This window comes from Acinetobacter sp. FDAARGOS_515 (assembly GCF_003938865.1).
Lineage (GTDB): Bacteria > Pseudomonadota > Gammaproteobacteria > Pseudomonadales > Moraxellaceae > Acinetobacter > Acinetobacter ursingii.
This window is the reverse complement of sequence record NZ_RKIX01000003.1, coordinates 2,021,470-2,040,505: the sequence shown is the minus strand read 5'-3', so window position 1 is coordinate 2,040,505 and position 19,036 is coordinate 2,021,470. Positions and strand designations below refer to the sequence as shown.

Below are 19,036 nucleotides of genomic sequence, written 5' to 3'. Positions count from 1 at the left end.
ATCGTATACACAGCTCTGAGTTTTAATATTTTACCCATCAAAAAACTTAGTTTTATAGCCTTGTTTTAAGAATTCGTGCTTATAATTAAAGCAAGATTCTCAAAATACGATAGTTATGAAAGCTAAGCAGGATGCTTTTGCCGCACTCCGATATCGCGATTTTTCCATTATTACGGTCAATCAATTTTGCCTGACACTTGCCATTTTGATTCAGGAAATTATTGTGGCCTATTCACTTTATAAAATTACCAAAGATCCACTCACTTTGGGTCTGATTGGTCTTGCAGAAGCGATTCCATTTATTAGTCTGTCACTCTGGGGCGGCTATATAGCAGATAAATTTAATAAACAACTGATTATGAAAATTTGTCTGTTCTTTTCATTTCCATTGCCCTTAGTGCTGTGGGGACTCTTTCACTTATATGGTTTAAATCAAATCAGTGTCCATGTCTTGGCATTAGGGATTTATGCGGTTATTTTCTGTTTTGGTGTGATTCGTGGCTTTTATAGCCCATCTGCGACATCACTTAAGCCGTTTTTGATTCCACGAGAGCTTTATACCAATGGCGCAACTTGGACAACCATAGGTTGGCAAAGTGGCGTGATTTTAGGGCCAATGCTCGGTGGCTTTATGCTGGCTTTTTTAGGTCGTGAAACCAGTCTATTAAGTGTTTCCATCCTTCTGTTCATTTGTTTTTGTTTAATCATGTTGCTGAAAAAAAGAAGCTTTCCCGCAATTGAACATGAAAATATGTGGTCAAGTTTGGGAGAAGGCTTTCGTTTTATCTGGAAAACCAAGATTGTGCTCTGGGCAATCTCACTGGATCTGGTTTCCGTCTTATTTGGTGGCGTAGTGGCGTTACTGCCAATTTTTGCTGAAGATATTTTAAAAGTTGGTCCCGAAGGTTTAGGTTATTTAAGAGCAGCTCCTTCTATTGGTGCGCTCTTTACCATGATTGCTTTAACCCGATTTCCACCAACACATCATGCATGGCGTAATATGTTACTGGCTGTAGCTGGTTTCGGCATATTTACCATTATTTTTGCTTTTTCAAGTCACATGTGGCTGTCACTCTTTGCTTTAGCCATGACAGGCGCTTGCGACAGTATTTCTGTAGTGGTGCGTCAAACCATTCTACAAATCTTTCCACCCGAAAATATGCGCGGTCGCGTTGCCGCGGTCAATGGCATGTTTGTTTCGAGTAGTAATGAGCTAGGGGCGTTTGAATCAGGTTTAGCTGCTAAATATATGGGAACTCTTGCAGCAACCCTGTTTGGTGGCTGTATGACGCTTGCAGTGGTGATATTAAGCTGGACGAAAACCAAAGATTTATTTCATGTGGATATTAATAAAGGCACCGATCCCTAACTTTAAGGTATGTTTTCACACAAATAATATGATTTTTCATTAGATACCCTCAAGTCTGCATTTTTTTGTTGCGTGTATTTCCTGAACAGGGAATACTTCGCAACAATGCTTTTACAATCACAAACCATCCAAGATGAAACAATCTATTTTTTGCCTTGCACTTTTTGCAAGTGTATCCATCACCCAAGCTGATGCAAAAGAAAACTCTTCACAATTGGCACCACAAAAAAGCTCTGCCCTTCCCGCACATTTGACAACTCGGCTTGAATGGCGTGAGTTTCCAAAGCTCAATTATGACAATGCAGATTTACAAGGACAGGATTGGGCTGCGATTTTACGTGTCGCGGCAGATGAAACAGGAACAGTCACTCAAGTCAAAGTTCAGGAAAGTACTGGTAATAAAAAGCTGGACGATTTGCTCGTAAAAGCAGTAGAACAAGCCAAAGTAAAACCGTTCCAACAAGATGGAAATCTTATTTCGACGATAGGTTACCAAACTTTTAATCTGGATTATAAAGACCGCGATGACTCAACTGCTGAATGTATTTATCATTTTGATTCAAAGAACTGGTTAAAACAGCAAACAGCCAAATCAGTTCCTTTTCGCTATGTTCAGCAACCTACATTAAATGTGCCACGTGATGAACTTAAAGGCAAAGATCGCTTGGTGCGTTTTAATTTTAAAGTGAATAAACAAGGTGAAGCAACCCAAGTCAAAATTAACAAAGGCTCAGGGATTTACGCTTTAGATGCACAGGTGATGCAAGCCATTTCAAATACCCAAGTAGATGTTCCTAAAAAACTTTGGTTCTTTAAAAAATCCAAGCTTAAAGATGAAATCCATTTTAAACTGGATAAATGTTCTGCACTCTAAAGTTTAAATTGACCAGAAACATCGCTTTCTGGTCAGTGAATCAATCCGATATAAAGTAAATAAATAAACAAATAACGTCCTGCTTTCGCAAAAGTGACCACTATTACAAAACGCCAGAAATTTTCTTTCAGGACACCTGCAATTAAGGTAATGGGATCCCCAATGATCGGTACCCAACTTAGCAGTAAGGAATAAAAACCATAACGATGATAAATCTTTTGTGCTTTTTCCAATTGCTTTGCTGAAACAGGAAACCATTTTTTATGTTTCAAATGTTCAATTTGTAGACCTAACCACCAGTTGACACACGAACCTAATACATTACCCAACGTCGCCATCCACAATAAAAGCACGACTGGATGCTGTTGAAGTACGAACATCGAAAATAATACGGCTTCGGACTGCAATGGCAACAATGTTGCTGCACCAAATGCAGACAAAAATAAAAGAAAATACGCCATCAGAGAATCTTTGACAAAAAGCCATTACTTTTTATCAAAGATTGAATGATCTTTCAGTAAAAAATCAGATGATTTGAATGGATAAAGCTTTCTGTACGGCTGGGCGCGCAGTCAAACGTTCTACATAATCCTTCACATAAGGATAGTCATTTAAATCAATGGATTGCCACTCATGACGTAATACCCACGGTAAAATTGCCATATCTGCGATCGAGTACTCACCTGCCACAAATTTTTGTCCAATGAGCTGCGTATTAAGTACGCTATATAAGCGTTTAGTTTCAGTGACATAACGCTCGATGGCATAGGGAATTTTTTCTTTGGCAAAGCGACCAAAATGATGATTTTGACCCAGCATTGGGCCAAAACCGCCCATTTGCCACATTAACCATTGCTCGACTTCAACGCGTTCTTGCTCATCTGTCGGGTAAAAAAGTCCCGTCTTACGACCCAAATATTGTAAAATTGCACCCGATTCAAAAATCGAAATTGGTTCATGATTTGGGCCATCTTGATCAATAATGGCAGGGATTTTATTGTTCGGTGATATTTTCAGAAAGTCTGGCTGAAACTGATCATTTTCTAAAATATTAATTGGAAAAATTTGATATTCCAGCTCCATTTCTTCGAGCGCGATGCTGATCTTATGTCCATTGGGGGTTCCCCAATAATATAGGTCTATCATGAAATACCTTCTTATCCTATTTTTCTATCTTTAAGTCTTTGTATACGTTTATAACATGTTTTTTAACATCGAATAAAAGTATAAAGAGTGATTTAGTTTAGCAGTGACTTTGCTTAACAACCTTAAAGAAAATCATAAAATGAGAATCTAAATCTTTATCTAGTCAGTCGATGCTGTTTATTCTGATATGGTTTTGCCTGCTTATCGACAAATTTACGCCCCGGATTTTCTCCGTTTATCCACTCCTCTACAGGAAACGGATCAAATAGATTCACCTTAAATAATGTAGGAATGACTAGGATGAGTTCCTATTTTTCTTTAGATTTTTTATAAAATGAGAGTGAGCTGATTATTTTTTCAATTATCTATAAATCTAAACATAAAAAAAGCAGCAACACAAAAAAACGCAGCGTTTAGGCTGCGTTTTTTGAAATGGGTAAAAGCTTACTTTTTCTTTTTCGGTCCAAGTAACATGCCCATTTGACGACCTTCCATTTTCGGAGCCTGTTCAACCACACCAAAATCGGTCACGTCTGCTTCAATTTTTTGCAATTGCGCCAAACCTAACTGTTGGTGTGCCATCTCACGACCACGGAAACGTAACGTGATTTTAACTTTGTTCCCTTCTTCAAGGAACTTTAAAATCGCACGAAGCTTGACCTGATAATCACCTACATCCGTTGCTGGACGTAGTTTGATTTCTTTGACCTGTACTTGATGCTGTTTTTTCTTCGCATCTTTTTGCTTCTGCTTCAAATCAAACAAGTGCTTGTTGTAATCCATGATTTTACAAACAGGTGGTTCTGCATTAGCAACAATCTCGACTAGGTCAAGATCTGAATCTTCGGCAGCACGCAACGCTTCAGCAAGTGAAACGATCCCTTTTTGTTCTCCATCTGCGGCTACGAGGCGTACTTCTTTTGCACGGATCTCGTCATTAATCGCAGGACGGTTACTTTTTGCACCTTGTTGTTGGTTACGATCAGGCTGTTTAATCTTTCTTACTCCACAATGTACCGGCCACGTTCGGCAACGGCAGATTTCACTAAGTCAATGAATGCATCAATTGACATAGTACCTAAATTTTTTCCTGAGCGAGTACGAACATTAACAGTACCTTCTTCAACTTCACGGTCACCAAGAACCAAAAGGTACGGAATACGCTCAAGTGTACGCTCACGAATCTTAAAGCCGATTTTCTCATTTCTCAAGTCAGAAATCGCCCGAAGACCATTTTCTTTGAGTTTTGCCACCACTTGTTGGCATGCCTCAGCTTGCGAATCGGTAATATTCATGACGCAAGCTTGTACAGGTGATAACCAAGGTGGCATAAAACCCGCATAGTGTTCAATAAGTATACCAATAAAACGCTCAAAACTGCCAAGTATTGCGCGATGTAACATGACAGGCTGATCACGCTCATTGTCTTCTGTCACAAACGAGGCATCCAGACGCTCTGGCAAGTTAAAGTCACATTGAATAGTACCGCATTGCCAAACACGACCCAAACAGTCTTTTAATGAAAACTCAATTTTTGGACCATAGAATGCGCCTTCACCGGGTTGTAATTCCCAATCCAGTCCAGCAGCATCTAAGGCATCTGCCAATGATTTTTCTGCCAGATCCCAAAGTGCATCTTCACCCACCCGCTTTTCAGGGCGAGTTGAAAGTTTCATTTGTACATCTTCAAAACCAAAGTCTTTATAGACATCCAAAGTTAATTGGATAAAGTCTGCAACTTCTTTTCCAATCTGTTCTTTGGTACAGAAAATATGCGCGTCATCCTGAGTAAAACCTCGGACACGCATAATGCCATGTAAAGAACCAGATGGTTCATTACGATGACATGAGCCAAACTCGGCTAAACGAATCGGCAAATCACGGTAAGATTTTAAACCCTGATTAAAGACTTGCACATGGCAAGGACAGTTCATCGGTTTAACAGCATAATTGCGATTTTCAGAATGTGTGGTAAACATGTTTTCAGCATAGTTTGCTGCATGTCCAGATTTTTCCCATAAACTAAAATCGACAATTTGCGGGGTTTTGATTTCCTGATAACCATTTTCTTGCTGAACTTTACGCATGTATTGTTCAAGAACTTGATAAATCGTCCAGCCATTGGCATGCCAAAACACCATACCCGGCGCTTCTTCTTGCATATGGAACAAATCAAGCGCTTTACCAATTTTACGATGGTCGCGTTTTTCAGCTTCTTCAATACGTTTGATATAAGCCGCTAGCTCTTTTTTATCTGACCAAGCTGTGCCGTAAATACGTTGTAATTGCTCATTTTTAGCGTCACCACGCCAATAAGCACCTGAAATTTTAGTCAGCTTGAAGTTCTTTAGAAATTTGGTATTTGGCACGTGAGGACCACGGCACATATCCACATATTCCTGATGATAGTACAAGCCCATTTGGGTTTCTTCAGGCATGTCATCAATCAAACGTAATTTATAAGTTTCACCGCGAGATTGAAATTCTTTGATCACCTCAGCACGTGGTGTCATTTTTTTAATGACATCATAATCCTGATCAATCAGTTGTTTCATTCGTGCTTCAATCGCCGCCATATCCTCTAAAGTAAATGGCTTTGGACTAAAGATATCGTAATAAAAGCCCTCTTCGATCACAGGCCCAATCACCATTTGCACGTCAGGGAACAATTGCTTAACGGCATGTCCAACCAAATGCGCACAAGAGTGACGAATAATCTCGACACCTTCTGGGTCTTTCGGCGTAATAATTTGTACTGTTGCATCTTCGGTGATTAAATCACATGCATCTACAAGGCGATCGTTGACACGACCCGCAACGGTATTTTTAGCAAGACCTGGCCCAATACTCTGAGCAACTTGCATAACAGAGACAGCTTGATCAAATGATTTTTGATCGCCATTTGGCAATGTGATAATTGGCATAAGAAAATCCTTAAGGAGTGATGCCCCGCACAATGGAGCATATCACCGCGAGATTATGATCGAGGAAGACCTCAAAAGATAAAAACGGTGGATAATATAAAATTATGGCAGAATTTTACACGGGTTAAGAGTTTGAGAAAACAGCTACACTTAAAAAAAGATAAGTTTCTCAATTTTTTGCATTCATGTCTTAGTTAATGAGGACAATTGGAGCATTTACAAGCTCAATCATATAAAAACAAATAGACGCAAAATTATTGCTCGGATTGGTTTATGAAGCGTTTATGATAAAAATAACCACAAGTTTTTTTCATCCAGCATTTAAAGCTCATAGATTGCAACCCATACTCTAAGACTAAAGCCTAAATGATTTGATGAAATTAAACCCCTATCTTTTAATCAACAATCATTAAAACAATGACACGGAGTCTATTGCCATGAATGCTTATGATGAGCTACCAAAAACGGCTGCCAATTTTGTAGCACTTTCACCCTTACGGTATCTAGAGCGCGCCGCTTATATTTATCCAGATCAGGCAGCTATTATTCATGGTGCGCGTCAGCTCTCATGGAAACAAACCTATCAACGCTGTTGCCAATTTGCACATCAATTACAAAAGTTAGGGATTCAAAAAAACGATACAGTTTCGGTCCTACTTCCGAATATCCCTGCCATGATTGAAGCACATTTTGCTGTTCCTATGGCAGGCGCTGTACTAAATACCTTGAATACCCGACTTGATGCCAAAACCATTGCGTTTATGTTGGAGCATGCAGAAAGTAAAGTACTTTTAGTCGATCCAGAATTTGCTCATGTTGCTCGGGAAGCACTAGCGCTGATCTCACAACAAATTTATGTCATTGATGTTGCTGATCTCGAATATGAATCTGAACTTTCCAATCCGATTGGTCAAATTGAGTATGAAACATGGCTGAGTCAAGGCGATGCCAATTTTGAATGGTCACTTCCCAATGATGAATGGGATGCGATTAGTCTGAATTACACCTCTGGCACCACAGGTAATCCAAAAGGTGTGGTTTATCATCACCGCGGAGCTTATCTCAATGCAGCGAGCAATATTATTGCCTGTGGTATGACGCCTCGTGCCAGTTATTTATGGACACTGCCACTATTTCACTGTAATGGTTGGTGTTTCGCATGGACGATTGCAGCCAATGGCGGCACCAATGTCTGTTTGCGTAAAGTAGATCCAGAACTTGTATTTGAGCTGATTGCCAAACATAAAGTGGATTATTTCTGTGGCGCACCCATCGTATTATCCATGTTAATCAATACCCCTAAAGACAAACAGGTTCATTTTGATCATCGCGTTGAAGTCATGGTTGCTGGAGCAGCTCCACCTGCTGCGATTATTGAAGGGATGCGCCATATTGGTATCAATGTGACCCATGTTTATGGACTCACTGAAACCTATGGCCCTTCTGCGCTTTGTGCCTCTCAAGCAGGCTGGAATGATTTATCAATTCAGGAACAGGCGCAGTTACATTCTCGTCAGGGTGTGCCTTATCCATTACAAGACAGTATGCGGGTACTTGATCCTGAAACCATGCAACCTGTGCCTGCCGATGGACAAACACTGGGGGAAATTATGTTCCGTGGCAATATTGTGATGAAGGGTTATCTTAAAAATCCGAAAGCGACTGAAGAAGCGTTTGCAGGCGGATGGTTTCATAGCGGCGACTTAGCCGTTTGTCAGGCCGATGGTTATGCCAAAATTACCGACCGTGCCAAAGATGTAATTATCTCAGGTGGTGAAAATATTTCATCGCTTGAAGTGGAAGAGGTGTTATATCAGCATCCAGCGGTCATGACCGCCGCAGTCGTTGCCAAACCTGACCCACGCTGGCAGGAAGTGCCTTGCGCTTTTATTGAATTAAAACAAGGCATCAGTGTCAGTACCGATGAATTGATTGCGCATTGTCAGCAACAATTGGCGCGGTTTAAGGTCCCTAAAGATATTGTGATTACCGAGATTCCAAAAACCTCAACAGGTAAATTACAGAAATTTATTTTACGCGACTGGGCCAAACAACGTGCCACAGGTGAGTTTAATTAACGTCAATAAAAATGCCAGTCAACACTTAATTTGACTGGCATTTACTATAAATTCATCGTTTGAAACTGTCAGTAAAATCAATTATCCGATAGTAATGCTACTTGCTGTACATAGTTAAAAAGCTTTAACTTGGAGGCTGCAAGTTCTTCTTCGTTTACCGCTTGAGTGATGTCACGTTGAATACGCAATACATGCTGACGCAAGGTATGACGTTCAGAAGCATTATGCAGTTTACTAAATTCATTAATCGCAGGATCACCTTGTTCAATCATACGATCGACCCAGCGCTGTAATTGTGCCTGTTTTTTGAGTCCCTGTTGTGGGGTCAAATAGGACAAAATAACCGTTTCATCTTCATTGCGTAGCAACTTACCCACACGCTGAAATTGACGACGACGTGCTTCAAATGAAGTAATCGTTTGCGCATCGAGCAAAGCATCAATTAAACGTTCATCTACAGGTAACTTCTGGATTTGTTTCGCAGAAAGCTCTGCCAACTGTTCACCTAATGCTGCCATACGCTGCACAGCTTTCTTCTGTTCGGTTTTACTTGCACGCCCTTCTAAAGAATCAAAATCTTCTTCACTGTAACGCTTATTGGGACGACGTGCCACGGTTAATCTGCCTCATAAAATTTTGCTGCGAATAATGCCTTGATTTCCTCTTCTGCTTTTTCAGCATCAGCGCCGTCAATCACCAAACGCAAAGTCGTGCCCTTACCAGCACCAAGCATCAGCAAGGACATAATATTTTTAGCATCGACGAGCTTTTCGCCTTTACCAATCTGAATAGAAGATCGAAATTTCGTTGTCACTTCGATCAGTTTCCCCGACGCACGTGCATGTAGGCCAAGTTTATTAATTACATCAACAGTGGTATCAATCATGACCAGTGCTTCATTTCTCTATGTAAAACCTGAATAGACCATTTTGCCTCAAGTGCCTTTTTTAGTCTATCTACAATATAGACTGAGCGATGTTGACCGCCTGTACAACCAATCGAAATGGTCATGTAATGTCGATGCCCTTCTGCAAAAACAGGCAACCATTTATCTAAAAAATGATAAACATCATTAAACATATCATTGGTTTGTTCACTGGCTTCCAAAAACTCCTGAACAGGTTGATCTAATCCTGAAAATTTACGTAACTCCAAATCCCAATGCGGATTAGGCAAATGCCGTACATCAAACACATAGTCCGCATCTAAGGGAATACCATGTTTATAACCGAACGACTGTAAAATCAGAATTAATTTGTCTGACTGCCCCAGTTTCGAAAGTAAAGTATGCTTAAGATCATGCACACTTTTATCCGTGGTATCGATATGTACCGTTGAGCGAAATTGAATCGGCATCAAGAGTTGTTTTTCTTCTTGAATACATTCATTCAGACTTTTAAAACGACTCGCCAATGGATGTGGACGACGCGATGAACTAAAGCGTGCAATTAACTCTTGATCTTGTGTGGTTAAATAAATCACATCGACTGAACCATGTCGCTGTAATTGTTCAAACACCTGATCAAACTCCTGTAAGTCTGCCCGGGTACTTCGAACATCTACACCAAGTGCCAATTGTTCCAGATTATTTTCATGATCTAGTTTAGACACAATTTCTGGCAGCAATGCCAAAGGTAGGTTATCAATACAGTAATAACCCAGATCTTCTAAAACCTGCAATGCTGAGGATTTACCCGATCCAGATTGTCCTGTGACGATAAGAATACGCTTCATGGCATGGCTGTCCTTTTATGAGTATTATGCCTTAAATTGAACCTGCAAATTATCAATCAGACGTGTTGAACCTAATTTTGCCGCCACAAACAATACGATGTCCTGATTAAATATCTCAATGGGCTGCAAGTTTGGCTGACGTGCTTCGACATAGTCCACAACAAAGCCCGCAGCTGTCAATTGCGTTTTGATACTTTGTAACACATCAGATAATGAATGACCCGCATGCAACTCTTTTTCAGCCTGTTTCAGCGATTGGTAAATAGTCGGTGCAATTTTACGTTGATCTTCGGTCAGATAACCATTGCGTGAACTCAATGCCAGACCGTCTTCTGCACGCGCAATCGGCACTCCAATCACTTCAACAGGAATATTTAGATCTTTTACAAACTGGCGAATCACCGCCAATTGTTGATAATCTTTTTGTCCAAAGAATGCAAAGTTTGGTTGCACAATATTGAACAGTTTCGTGACAACAACTGCAACACCATCAAAATGACCTGGACGTGATTGACCACAGAGGTCATTGGTAATACCACCGACCGTGATATTGGTCAAACGTGGTTGCTTGCCATACATTTGTTCAACCGTGGGTGCAAAAATAATGTCACAGCCAACATCTGCCAATAAATGACTGTCTTGCTCTAAGGTACGCGGATAGCTTTCGAAATCTTCGCCTTCACCAAACTGGATTGGATTCACAAAAATACTAACCACAACAACATCACAGAGTTTTTTTGCTTCACGCACCAGATTCAAATGTCCTTGGTGCAAATTCCCCATGGTTGGTACAAAGCCAATACTTTTACGCGCCGCACGAGCAGCTTGTAAAGATGCCGCCAATCCATGAATGGTTGTTTCTGTTTTCATGAGTTATAACTCGACCTGAAAAGTATGTTCTGGTGCTGGGAAAGATTGATCTTGCACAGCTGCATGGTAAGCTTTAAACGCATCCACAATCGCAGTTTCACCTGATTGTTCTTTCATAAAGTTACGTACAAATCGTGCCACGCGCCCGAATGTCAAACCCAGCATATCTTGTACCACCAAGACCTGACCATCGGTTTGATGACCAGCCCCAATCCCAATAACAGGAATGTTTGGAAATAATTCAGCGATTTCCTGACCCAATTGTGCAGGAACACATTCCAATAATAAAATCGCAGCACCTGCGTCCACCACCGCAGTACAGTCTGCGATTAACTGATCTGCGGCTTCACGAGTTCTGGCTTGTAATTTATAACCACCAAACACATGCACAGATTGTGGAGTTAAACCCAAGTGTACACAAACAGGAATACCGTTTTGTGTCAATACACGAACAGATTCACTGAGCCATGCACCACCTTCGATTTTGATCATTTGCGCGCCTGCCTGCATGACTTTTTTGGCACTTTGCAAAGCATCATTTAAGGTGGCATAGCTCATAAAGGGTAGATCAGTCATGATAAATGCATGGCTGTTTCCACGCCGTACCGCAGCGGTGTGGTAAGCCATATCATCAACAGTCACAGGCAACGTAGAGTCATGACCCTGAATTGCCATTCCCAGAGAATCACCAATCAAAATTGAATCAACCTCAGCAAGCTCCATCGCTTTGGCCATGCTCGCATCGTAGCAGGTCAGGCAGGAAAACTTACGTCCTTCGCTTTTAAATTTTCTTAAGTCACTTAGACTAATCATCATGATGTCCTCTATCAACCAACCCGAACAGGCAAGTTATTTTTCAACCCAGTTGCGATCCGCCACAACAGTTAAAGACGGATGTTTTACCAGTTCTAAATCTTTTAGCGTTTGACCTTTTACAATGAGATCAGCATCAATATCCAACAAAGGTACAATCACAAAATCACGTTCAAGTAACCCAAGATGTGGCACAGTCAAACGCTGATTTTGAATATCTTGCTCAGCATAAATAAGTAAATCCAGATCCAATGTACGCTCACCCCAACGGCGCAGACGTACTCTACCTGCTTCTTGTTCAATACGCTGTAATTGATCCAGCAAATCCAAAGGTTCAAGCGAAGTGATTAACTGTGCCGCTGCATTATAATAATGCGGTTGATCCTGCGGTCCCATCGGAGGACTTTGATAAAGTCGAGAAACCTGAACCTGACCCAAATCTTTTAAACGCTGAACTGCATATTGAAGAATCTGACGGGAATCACCTAAATTACTGCCCATCCCAATATAGGTGACAACACTCATTGAGTGGGTCCAAAAACAACCTGACTCAAATCACGCTGTACCCGTTTACGCTTCATAATTGGGTGATCAGTATTGAGATTTGCCGTCGAAGATTCGGGACTACGAGCCACATGGTCTTTACTATGCGGTTGTTCACGGCGCGCGCGGCGACTACGTGCTTCTGGTACGTTGACTAAAGGTTCAATTTCAGCCGTAGTGTCTTTAGATTCGTTTGCTTCAATATTTTGTTTACGGCGCGTCTTAGCACGTTGCCGATTATATTGGCTAATCGCAGTTTCTTTTTCATCACTCGACAGGGACTGATAATGATCCCACCATTGCCCCATGCCTTGCGTTGAATCATCACCCGATTTTTCACGCAACAACAAGAAGTCAAAACCTGCACGGAAACGCGCATGACTTGCGAGTGCTTCAATTTGTTGAGGTTTAGGATTAAGTAAACGTACCTGCATTTCCCAAACTTCACGAATAAAAGTTTCTGCAAAACGAGGAATAACAGTACGGGTGGCTTGGCGCTTAAGTACGTCTAAACCTGCCTGCGCACGGGCTTCAGCAGGAACAATGCCTTTCGCCAGATAAAAATCACAACGCTCTAAAAAAGGCTTCCATAACAACACTGCATAGAAAAATGCAGGGTTAATGGTTTTACCAATTTGAATACGCTGATCGGTATTTTTTGCGGCACGTTCAATAAATTTGCTGATATCTGGCTTGATATCTGCAAATAATTGCTTCCAGATATCAAATTCGATGAGCATTGGTAAAACACGAGCCAAATGCCCCATCGTGAATAATTTTTGCGATTCATCATATAAACGATGTGGCGATACATCACGTAACAGTTGCGTCATGTCCACATCAAAGATTTTTAAAATCTGTGGATCAATATCAAAATTTAATTTGGCTGCAAAACGCAGTGTACGAAGCATTCTGACTGGATCTTCTTCAAAACGCTGTTTCGGATCACCCAATAAGCGTAGTGTTTTATGATCAATATCGGAAATGGCATCACAAAAATCCAGCACAATACCTTTGCGTGGTTGATAATACAGCGCATTAATTGAAAAATCACGTCGAGCAAAGTCTTGTTCGATGGTGCCCCAGTTATTATCACGCAAGATCATACCTGATGTACTGGTGACTGCCTTTTTAGGCGGCGCACGGAAAGTCGCAACTTCAATCAGTTCACGACCAGAATACACATGTGCCAACTCAAAACGTCGTCCAATAATACGACAACGTCGTCCAAAAACTTCTTTTACCTGAGCAGGTGTAGCATTGGTGACGGCATCAAAATCTTTTGGATTAAGACCTAACATGAGATCCCTAACCCCACCACCAACGATATAGGCTTCATAGCCCGCTTTGGTCAGACTATCGATCACATCTAAGATAGAAGAAGGAAGTTGCGTTGTAGATAAACCACATTTTGACGCGCGCAAAGTTTGCAAAAGACGCTGTCTCCTACGTCTGAACGTAAATGATAAGATGCGCTAATCATATCTCTAACCCGCCTAAAGGGCAATTTGATTCTCTCAATGATTAGGCACTTAGCTCAAAAATCTTGTTAAATCCTGCGTATTATAAACCAAGATTTGATTTATTTTTTTCAATAAATTTTGGCCCGATCCCTTTAATATTGAGCAAATCATTGACTGATCTAAATTGACCATTCTGGTTACGATAATCAACGATCGCTTGTGCTTTTTTCTCTCCAATGCCATTGAGCTGTTGCAGTTCCTGTGTAGAAGCTGTATTGAGATTAATCTTGCTTCCCAATTTTTTTGAAGAATTATTTTTAGATGATGATTGTTTTGATGTTGCTGAAGTATTTTGTAAGCTTGGCTTACCCAAATAATAGTCCGTTGTAGAAGAAGATGCTTTTAAACGCTGATCATGCGCTTGTTGCTGAGTTTTCCATGATTGATAAGATTGATCAAATTGTTGAGCATGTAATATGCTTGAGAATAAACACAAAATACTGATCTGAATCCAATAGAGTGAAAGTTGTCGTAACGTAATCATCTTGTGTAACATTGCCATTTTATAAAGACCTGATTATAAAGACCCAAGTTTTAATTGTTGTTTCGCCTGATCCCAGAGCGCATCCATTTCTTGTAGACTCATCTCTTCTAAAATTTTTTGTTGTAAAGTCGCTTGCTGCTCAATATACGCAAAACGTTGTCTAAACTTAAAAATGGTGGCCAGAAGTGCGGATTCGCTGGACAGCCCAAGTTTACGTCCAACGTTGATCAGAGAAAATAGGCAATCTCCAAATTCTTCATGTATTTCATCGGATTGTTGCGCCTGAAGTGCCTGTTCAAACTCGCCAAGCTCCTCTTTTACTTTGCCATAAGCATCTTCAATCGTCTCAAAGTCAAATCCTAGCTTTGCCGCTTTCTTTTGGAGTTCCTGTGCCTGATTGAGTGCAGGACCATGTTTGATCTCATATAAACGTGACTTGGGTTTACCCTGTTTTTCCTGCTGCTTAATCTGTTGCCATAACTCGCTCACCTGATCAGGATCAAGTGCTGAAAACTGTTCCGCTTGAAATACGTGTGGATGACGACGAATCAGTTTTTCACAAATCGCATCGACCACGTCCTGAAAATCAAAAGCCCCTTGTTCACTATACATTTGTGCCTGAAACACCACTTGTAACAGTAAGTCACCTAGCTCATCTCGAATCTCATCCAGATGGCCTTCGCGAACCGCAGCTTCAACTTCATAAGCTTCTTCAATCGCATATGGGGTTAGACTTAAAGGCGTTTGCTCACGATCCCACGGACACTTTTCACGTAATTCACGCATAATATTGAGTAGTTGTTGCATGTTTAACTCCTTTATAAGTCATCGAAGCGCATTCATTTCAAAAACAGATTTGTTATGATGTGGACTCAGCGCATTGGAAATGCGCATGCTCTTTTAACAAAAATCTATTAAAACCGTTTACCCAAAACAAATGAGAAAAATATGGCTCAAAGTATCCTGATTACAGGTGCAGCTCAAGGGATTGGGGCTGAAATTGCACGCACTTTTTATCAACACGGCTATCTGGTCGGTATTTTTGATATTAATGAGATCCAGAGTCAAAAACTTGCTAAAGAATTAGGTTCTCGTGCCTTCGCAGGCTATCTGGATGTCAGTGATTACGACAACTGGCAGCGTAGTTTGCAACAGTTTGCACAATGGGCAGGTGAACTTAATGTTCTGGTCAATAATGCAGGCATCCTCTACTCGGGTGCATTTGAACATACCAATATCCAAGCCCATCAGCGAACCCTTGATATTAATGTCAAAGGCGTACTCAATGGCTGCCATGCAGCTTTAGCTTATCTCAAACAAGCTCGTTCGGCTCGCATCATTAATCTGTCATCGGCTTCTGCCATTTATGGACAGGCGGATTTGAGTTCTTATTCAGCCAGTAAATTTGCAGTCCGTGGACTGACTGAAGCGTTGGATGTGGAATGGCAAAAATATGGTATTCGGGTTTTGGATGTCATGCCGCTCTTTGTACAAACCGCAATGGTTAAAAATATGGATGCAGGCAGTATTCAAAATATGGGCATTACGCTCACGCCATCTGACGTTGCCAAAGAAGTGTTAAAACTCGCGCAACAAAAAGATCATGTTTTTCGGGCAACGCATACACCGATCGGTGTAAAAGCCAAAGTTTTGTATCAATTATCCAGCATCAGCCCGCAGTTTTTAAATCGTTTGAGTAACTTAATGATCAGTCGAAGAAAGAAACTCTCCAGATAACAGTAAACCTCTCGCTAAAGACGATCCAGATAAAATAATCCGACTCGACTAGAAAGTTTGTGGCTTAGGCAGAGGCGGAATTATTTGCTATAGTGCTTTTACAGCCCCTGATCCCTCCTTTGCCATGTATTTCAATTCACGTTATCCAGACTTAAGTCCAAAGCTTTATCATCAACAAATGCCTGTACCACTGAAAGGGGCTCAAGCAGGGCATTTTAATGCTGAACTGGCGGATGATTTACAATGGTCAGAACAAGATAAACAGCAATGGGTTGAAATTTGCAGTGGACAAAAAACCTTTGCAGAATTTCCGCCACTGGCTATGGTCTATGCGGGACACCAATTTGGACAGTGGGCGGGTCAACTCGGTGATGGTCGAGGCTTATTGATCGCTCAGATTTTGAATCGTTCAGGTCAAACTATCGACTTACATTTAAAAGGTGCAGGTCTGACGCCTTATTCGCGGATGGGCGATGGTCGTGCGGTGTTGCGTTCAGTGATTCGTGAATATCTGGCAGGACATGCTTTAAACAGTTTAGGTATTGCGTCGAGTAATGCGGTGGGTTTTACGACATCAAGTCAGGGTGTACAACGTGAAACACTAGAACAAGGCGCAATGTTATTACGCAGTTCCGATTGTCATATTCGTTTGGGGCATTTTGAATGGATCAATCAATATGCGCCTGAATTACTCGCAGAATTTACTCAAAAATGTATCGAATGGCATTATCCAGAAGCTATGGAAACTGAACAACCAATTCTGGCTTTTGCACAAGGCGTGATTAAAAACACGGCCAAAATGATCGCACAATGGCAACTGGTGGGATTTGCTCATGGGGTCATGAATACCGATAATTTAAATATAACTGGTTCAACGCTGGACTTTGGCCCTTATGGGTTTATGGAGCGCTTTCGCCCCAATTGGATCAATAACCACTCAGATCATCAGGGTCGTTATGCCTATCAAAATCAGCCAAGCATTGCGCATTGGAATTTATGGATGTGGCTCAACAATCTCATTCCTCTAGCCAAGCCTGAAGATAAAGAAAAGTTTAAAACGCAATTAGCCGATTGTCTCGAAGATTTTGAACCGACTTTTTTAGCAGCCTATACCGAAGGTCTATGTCAAAAAATGGGACTGCCTAATGTTCATAAAGATAGCTTTGACTGTGGTATGGCTTTTCTACGCATTTTGCAAACCGAACAACTGGATTACACGCAAAGTTTTCTGCGCCTACAAAATCAGCAATACAAAGCGCTTCGTGATGATTGTCTGGATATTCGTCAGTTCGATGAGTTTTTACAAAGTTACCATGCTATTCGTGAACAGCAGGATATTGAACAACTGAATGCTCAGATGCAACAGTCCAATCCAGTTTATATTTTAAGAAACCATATGGCGCAAAAAGCCATCGAACAGGCTGAGCGTGGTGATTTGAGTGAAGTCGAACGATTATTTAGTTTATTACGTCACCCGTTCACCCCACAACCTGAGCTGGAACGACCTGAAGATTTAGCACCACTTCCTAGCGATCTCCCTGAAGTGATGGTGAGTTGTTCGTCCTAATCAGGGTTGAAGAATAATCACAGTTATCCCCATTTTCTGTGGATAACATTGTGATTATCCACAGGATAATTTCTTATGACGAATCAAATATAAGTCTTTGAACATAATATGTAGAATAAACAACCAACTTATTATGACTGCCAAAAGATGACTGGACATGGGGTTGTGTTGCGGTGTCAAATCGTGACATGGATGAAATTTGGCAATGAGTCAAAAATAACACAACAATCGAGATCTATCCTTGTATGAGGAACATCAATGAACGCAGAAAAAATACAAAAATTGGCTATCCAGATTGCGCTGGAACAACCTGAAACTGTGTTATCTCATCCCTTTGGCCCTCAGTGTAATGTGATCAAGGTCTTTGACAAAATTTTCTTATTAACAGGCGAACTGAAGCAACAGAAGTTTATCAATCTCAAAATTAAACCAGAACAAGCAGATGAATTAAAAGAGTTATATCCCTCAATTACATCAGGCTATCACATGAACAAAAAACACTGGATTTCGATATTTGAGGGGCAGAATATTGACGCAGATTTTATTGAAGATATGGTTAAATCTTCATACGCGCTCGTGGTCAGTAAATTGAATAAAACCCAAAAAATGCGTATCAAGCTTCTGTCGAGTAAATAAGTAAATTTTGGATGAGCAGCAATCCATCATGCTGCTCATATTATTTTTTAATCTTCTGGATATTCAAAACGATAGCCAACCCCATAAACGGCCTGAATCCATTCATGACGATTGCCTGTATCCGCAGCCTCAGTCACCTTTCGGCGTAAGTTTTTAATATGACTATCAATGACACGATCCGCCACATCAAAACTATCTGGATTAATATGATCTAATAACTGTGCACGCGAATAAACCTGTCCGACATGTTCCAAAAACAATTCCAAAAGACGAAACTCAGTAGGCGTTAAACTTAACGATTTTTGTTGATACCAGATTCGTTGCTGCGCTTTATCAATTCGGAATAAATCATTTTGCTCAGGTTCTGCCTTACGGTCTAAACGACGCAATACCGCCTGTACTCGCGCAACCAGCTCTTTAGGACTAAATGGTTTACACACATAGTCATCTGCGCCCATATTTAAACCAAGCACACGGTCAATTTCTTCGGTGCGCGCCGTCACCATAATAATCGGTAAATCGGACTGTTCCCGAACTTTACGGCAAATGGTCAGTCCATCCATACGTGGCACCATCAAGTCCAATACCATTAAGCTAGGTTTACGCTGTAAAAAGCTATCATACGCTTCCTGACCATCATGAAACATACTGACTTCAAAACCTGCGGCTTGCAGATAGTCACGCACCAGATGAGCCAGTTCAACTTCATCTTCAACCAACATTACATGTTTCATCGTC

General features: G+C 40.9%; 20 protein-coding genes and 1 pseudogene. 7 read left to right on the top strand and 14 right to left on the bottom strand.

The window, feature by feature from the left end:
• Positions 1–115 precede the first annotated feature (115 nt).
• Positions 116–1,369 carry an MFS transporter gene (locus tag EGS47_RS11475; protein WP_004993022.1) on the top strand — a complete coding sequence of 418 codons (1,254 nt, stop codon included), beginning with the start codon at positions 116–118 and terminating at the stop codon, positions 1,367–1,369.
• A gap of 133 nt (positions 1,370–1,502) precedes the next feature.
• Positions 1,503–2,243: a TonB family protein gene (locus tag EGS47_RS11470; RefSeq protein WP_004993020.1), complete on the top strand. Its 741-nt coding sequence runs from the start codon at positions 1,503–1,505 to the stop codon at positions 2,241–2,243.
• A 32-nt stretch (positions 2,244–2,275) separates the two neighbouring features.
• Here EGS47_RS11470 and EGS47_RS11465 read toward each other — a convergent pair whose 3' ends face one another.
• From EGS47_RS11465 to thrS, 4 genes are all read right to left on the bottom strand, one after another.
• Positions 2,276–2,704 (bottom strand): YqaA family protein, encoded by a 429-nt coding sequence (locus EGS47_RS11465; RefSeq protein ID WP_004993018.1) that lies wholly within the window; start codon positions 2,702–2,704, stop codon positions 2,276–2,278.
• A gap of 64 nt (positions 2,705–2,768) precedes the next feature.
• On the bottom strand, positions 2,769–3,389 hold the full coding sequence (locus EGS47_RS11460; RefSeq protein ID WP_004993015.1) for a glutathione S-transferase N-terminal domain-containing protein: 621 nt from the start codon (positions 3,387–3,389) through the stop codon (positions 2,769–2,771).
• Between the two features lie 444 nt (positions 3,390–3,833).
• Entirely contained in the window at positions 3,834–4,385 is a 552-nt protein-coding gene (gene infC / locus EGS47_RS11455) for a translation initiation factor IF-3 (RefSeq protein ID WP_080632311.1), read from the bottom strand.
• 5 nt (positions 4,386–4,390) lie between these two features.
• A complete protein-coding gene (gene thrS, locus EGS47_RS11450) occupies positions 4,391–6,313 on the bottom strand; it encodes a threonine--tRNA ligase (RefSeq protein WP_004993008.1) in 1,923 nt (640 codons plus the stop codon).
• A 437-nt stretch (positions 6,314–6,750) separates the two neighbouring features.
• Here thrS and EGS47_RS11445 point away from each other — a divergent pair, with 437 nt between their 5' ends.
• Positions 6,751–8,391 (top strand): acyl-CoA synthetase, encoded by a 1,641-nt coding sequence (locus tag EGS47_RS11445; RefSeq protein ID WP_004993005.1) that lies wholly within the window; start codon positions 6,751–6,753, stop codon positions 8,389–8,391.
• Positions 8,392–8,468: 77 nt separating this feature from the next.
• Here EGS47_RS11445 and yjgA read toward each other — a convergent pair whose 3' ends face one another.
• From yjgA to mazG, 9 genes are all read right to left on the bottom strand, one after another.
• Positions 8,469–9,005, bottom strand: a complete 537-nt coding sequence (gene yjgA, locus EGS47_RS11440) for a ribosome biogenesis factor YjgA (RefSeq protein WP_005002502.1) — start codon at positions 9,003–9,005, stop codon at positions 8,469–8,471.
• Positions 9,006–9,007: 2 nt separating this feature from the next.
• Positions 9,008–9,277 carry an HPr family phosphocarrier protein gene (locus EGS47_RS11435; protein ID WP_004994657.1) on the bottom strand — a complete coding sequence of 90 codons (270 nt, stop codon included), beginning with the start codon at positions 9,275–9,277 and terminating at the stop codon, positions 9,008–9,010.
• Complete coding sequence (rapZ, locus tag EGS47_RS11430) at positions 9,274–10,125, bottom strand: RNase adapter RapZ (protein ID WP_004992999.1); 852 nt, start codon at positions 10,123–10,125, stop codon at positions 9,274–9,276. Before rapZ ends, EGS47_RS11435 begins: the two co-directional genes overlap by 4 nt.
• Before the next feature lie 24 nt (positions 10,126–10,149).
• Positions 10,150–10,995, bottom strand: coding sequence for a pantoate--beta-alanine ligase (gene panC / locus EGS47_RS11425; protein ID WP_005002500.1), 846 nt, complete (start codon positions 10,993–10,995; stop codon positions 10,150–10,152).
• A 3-nt stretch (positions 10,996–10,998) separates the two neighbouring features.
• Positions 10,999–11,808: a 3-methyl-2-oxobutanoate hydroxymethyltransferase gene (gene panB / locus EGS47_RS11420; protein WP_010588722.1), complete on the bottom strand. Its 810-nt coding sequence runs from the start codon at positions 11,806–11,808 to the stop codon at positions 10,999–11,001.
• Positions 11,809–11,844: 36 nt separating this feature from the next.
• Complete coding sequence (gene folK, locus EGS47_RS11415) at positions 11,845–12,333, bottom strand: 2-amino-4-hydroxy-6-hydroxymethyldihydropteridine diphosphokinase (RefSeq protein ID WP_005002497.1); 489 nt, start codon at positions 12,331–12,333, stop codon at positions 11,845–11,847.
• A complete protein-coding gene (pcnB, locus tag EGS47_RS11410; protein WP_005002496.1) occupies positions 12,330–13,784 on the bottom strand; it encodes a polynucleotide adenylyltransferase PcnB in 1,455 nt (484 codons plus the stop codon). Before pcnB ends, folK begins: the two co-directional genes overlap by 4 nt.
• A gap of 130 nt (positions 13,785–13,914) precedes the next feature.
• Positions 13,915–14,376: a ComEA family DNA-binding protein gene (locus tag EGS47_RS11405; protein WP_005002492.1), complete on the bottom strand. Its 462-nt coding sequence runs from the start codon at positions 14,374–14,376 to the stop codon at positions 13,915–13,917.
• Between the two features lie 15 nt (positions 14,377–14,391).
• Complete coding sequence (gene mazG / locus EGS47_RS11400; RefSeq protein ID WP_005002490.1) at positions 14,392–15,165, bottom strand: nucleoside triphosphate pyrophosphohydrolase; 774 nt, start codon at positions 15,163–15,165, stop codon at positions 14,392–14,394.
• Positions 15,166–15,306: 141 nt separating this feature from the next.
• Between mazG and EGS47_RS11395 the strand changes: the two genes are divergently transcribed.
• From EGS47_RS11395 to EGS47_RS11385, 4 genes and pseudogenes are all read left to right on the top strand, one after another.
• Positions 15,307–16,095 (top strand): SDR family oxidoreductase, encoded by a 789-nt coding sequence (locus EGS47_RS11395; protein WP_005002488.1) that lies wholly within the window; start codon positions 15,307–15,309, stop codon positions 16,093–16,095.
• Positions 16,096–16,219: 124 nt separating this feature from the next.
• Positions 16,220–17,662 carry a protein adenylyltransferase SelO gene (locus tag EGS47_RS11390; protein ID WP_005002480.1) on the top strand — a complete coding sequence of 481 codons (1,443 nt, stop codon included), beginning with the start codon at positions 16,220–16,222 and terminating at the stop codon, positions 17,660–17,662.
• A gap of 137 nt (positions 17,663–17,799) precedes the next feature.
• Positions 17,800–17,871: pseudogene (locus tag EGS47_RS18685) on the top strand (L,D-transpeptidase catalytic domain protein); the annotation flags it as partial.
• Between the two features lie 49 nt (positions 17,872–17,920).
• On the top strand, positions 17,921–18,298 hold the full coding sequence (locus tag EGS47_RS11385) for an MmcQ/YjbR family DNA-binding protein (RefSeq protein WP_005002479.1): 378 nt from the start codon (positions 17,921–17,923) through the stop codon (positions 18,296–18,298).
• A gap of 47 nt (positions 18,299–18,345) precedes the next feature.
• On the opposite strand, the gene EGS47_RS11380 is transcribed toward EGS47_RS11385, so the two are convergent.
• Complete coding sequence (locus EGS47_RS11380) at positions 18,346–19,032, bottom strand: response regulator (RefSeq protein WP_004992959.1); 687 nt, start codon at positions 19,030–19,032, stop codon at positions 18,346–18,348.
• Positions 19,033–19,036 lie beyond the last annotated feature (4 nt).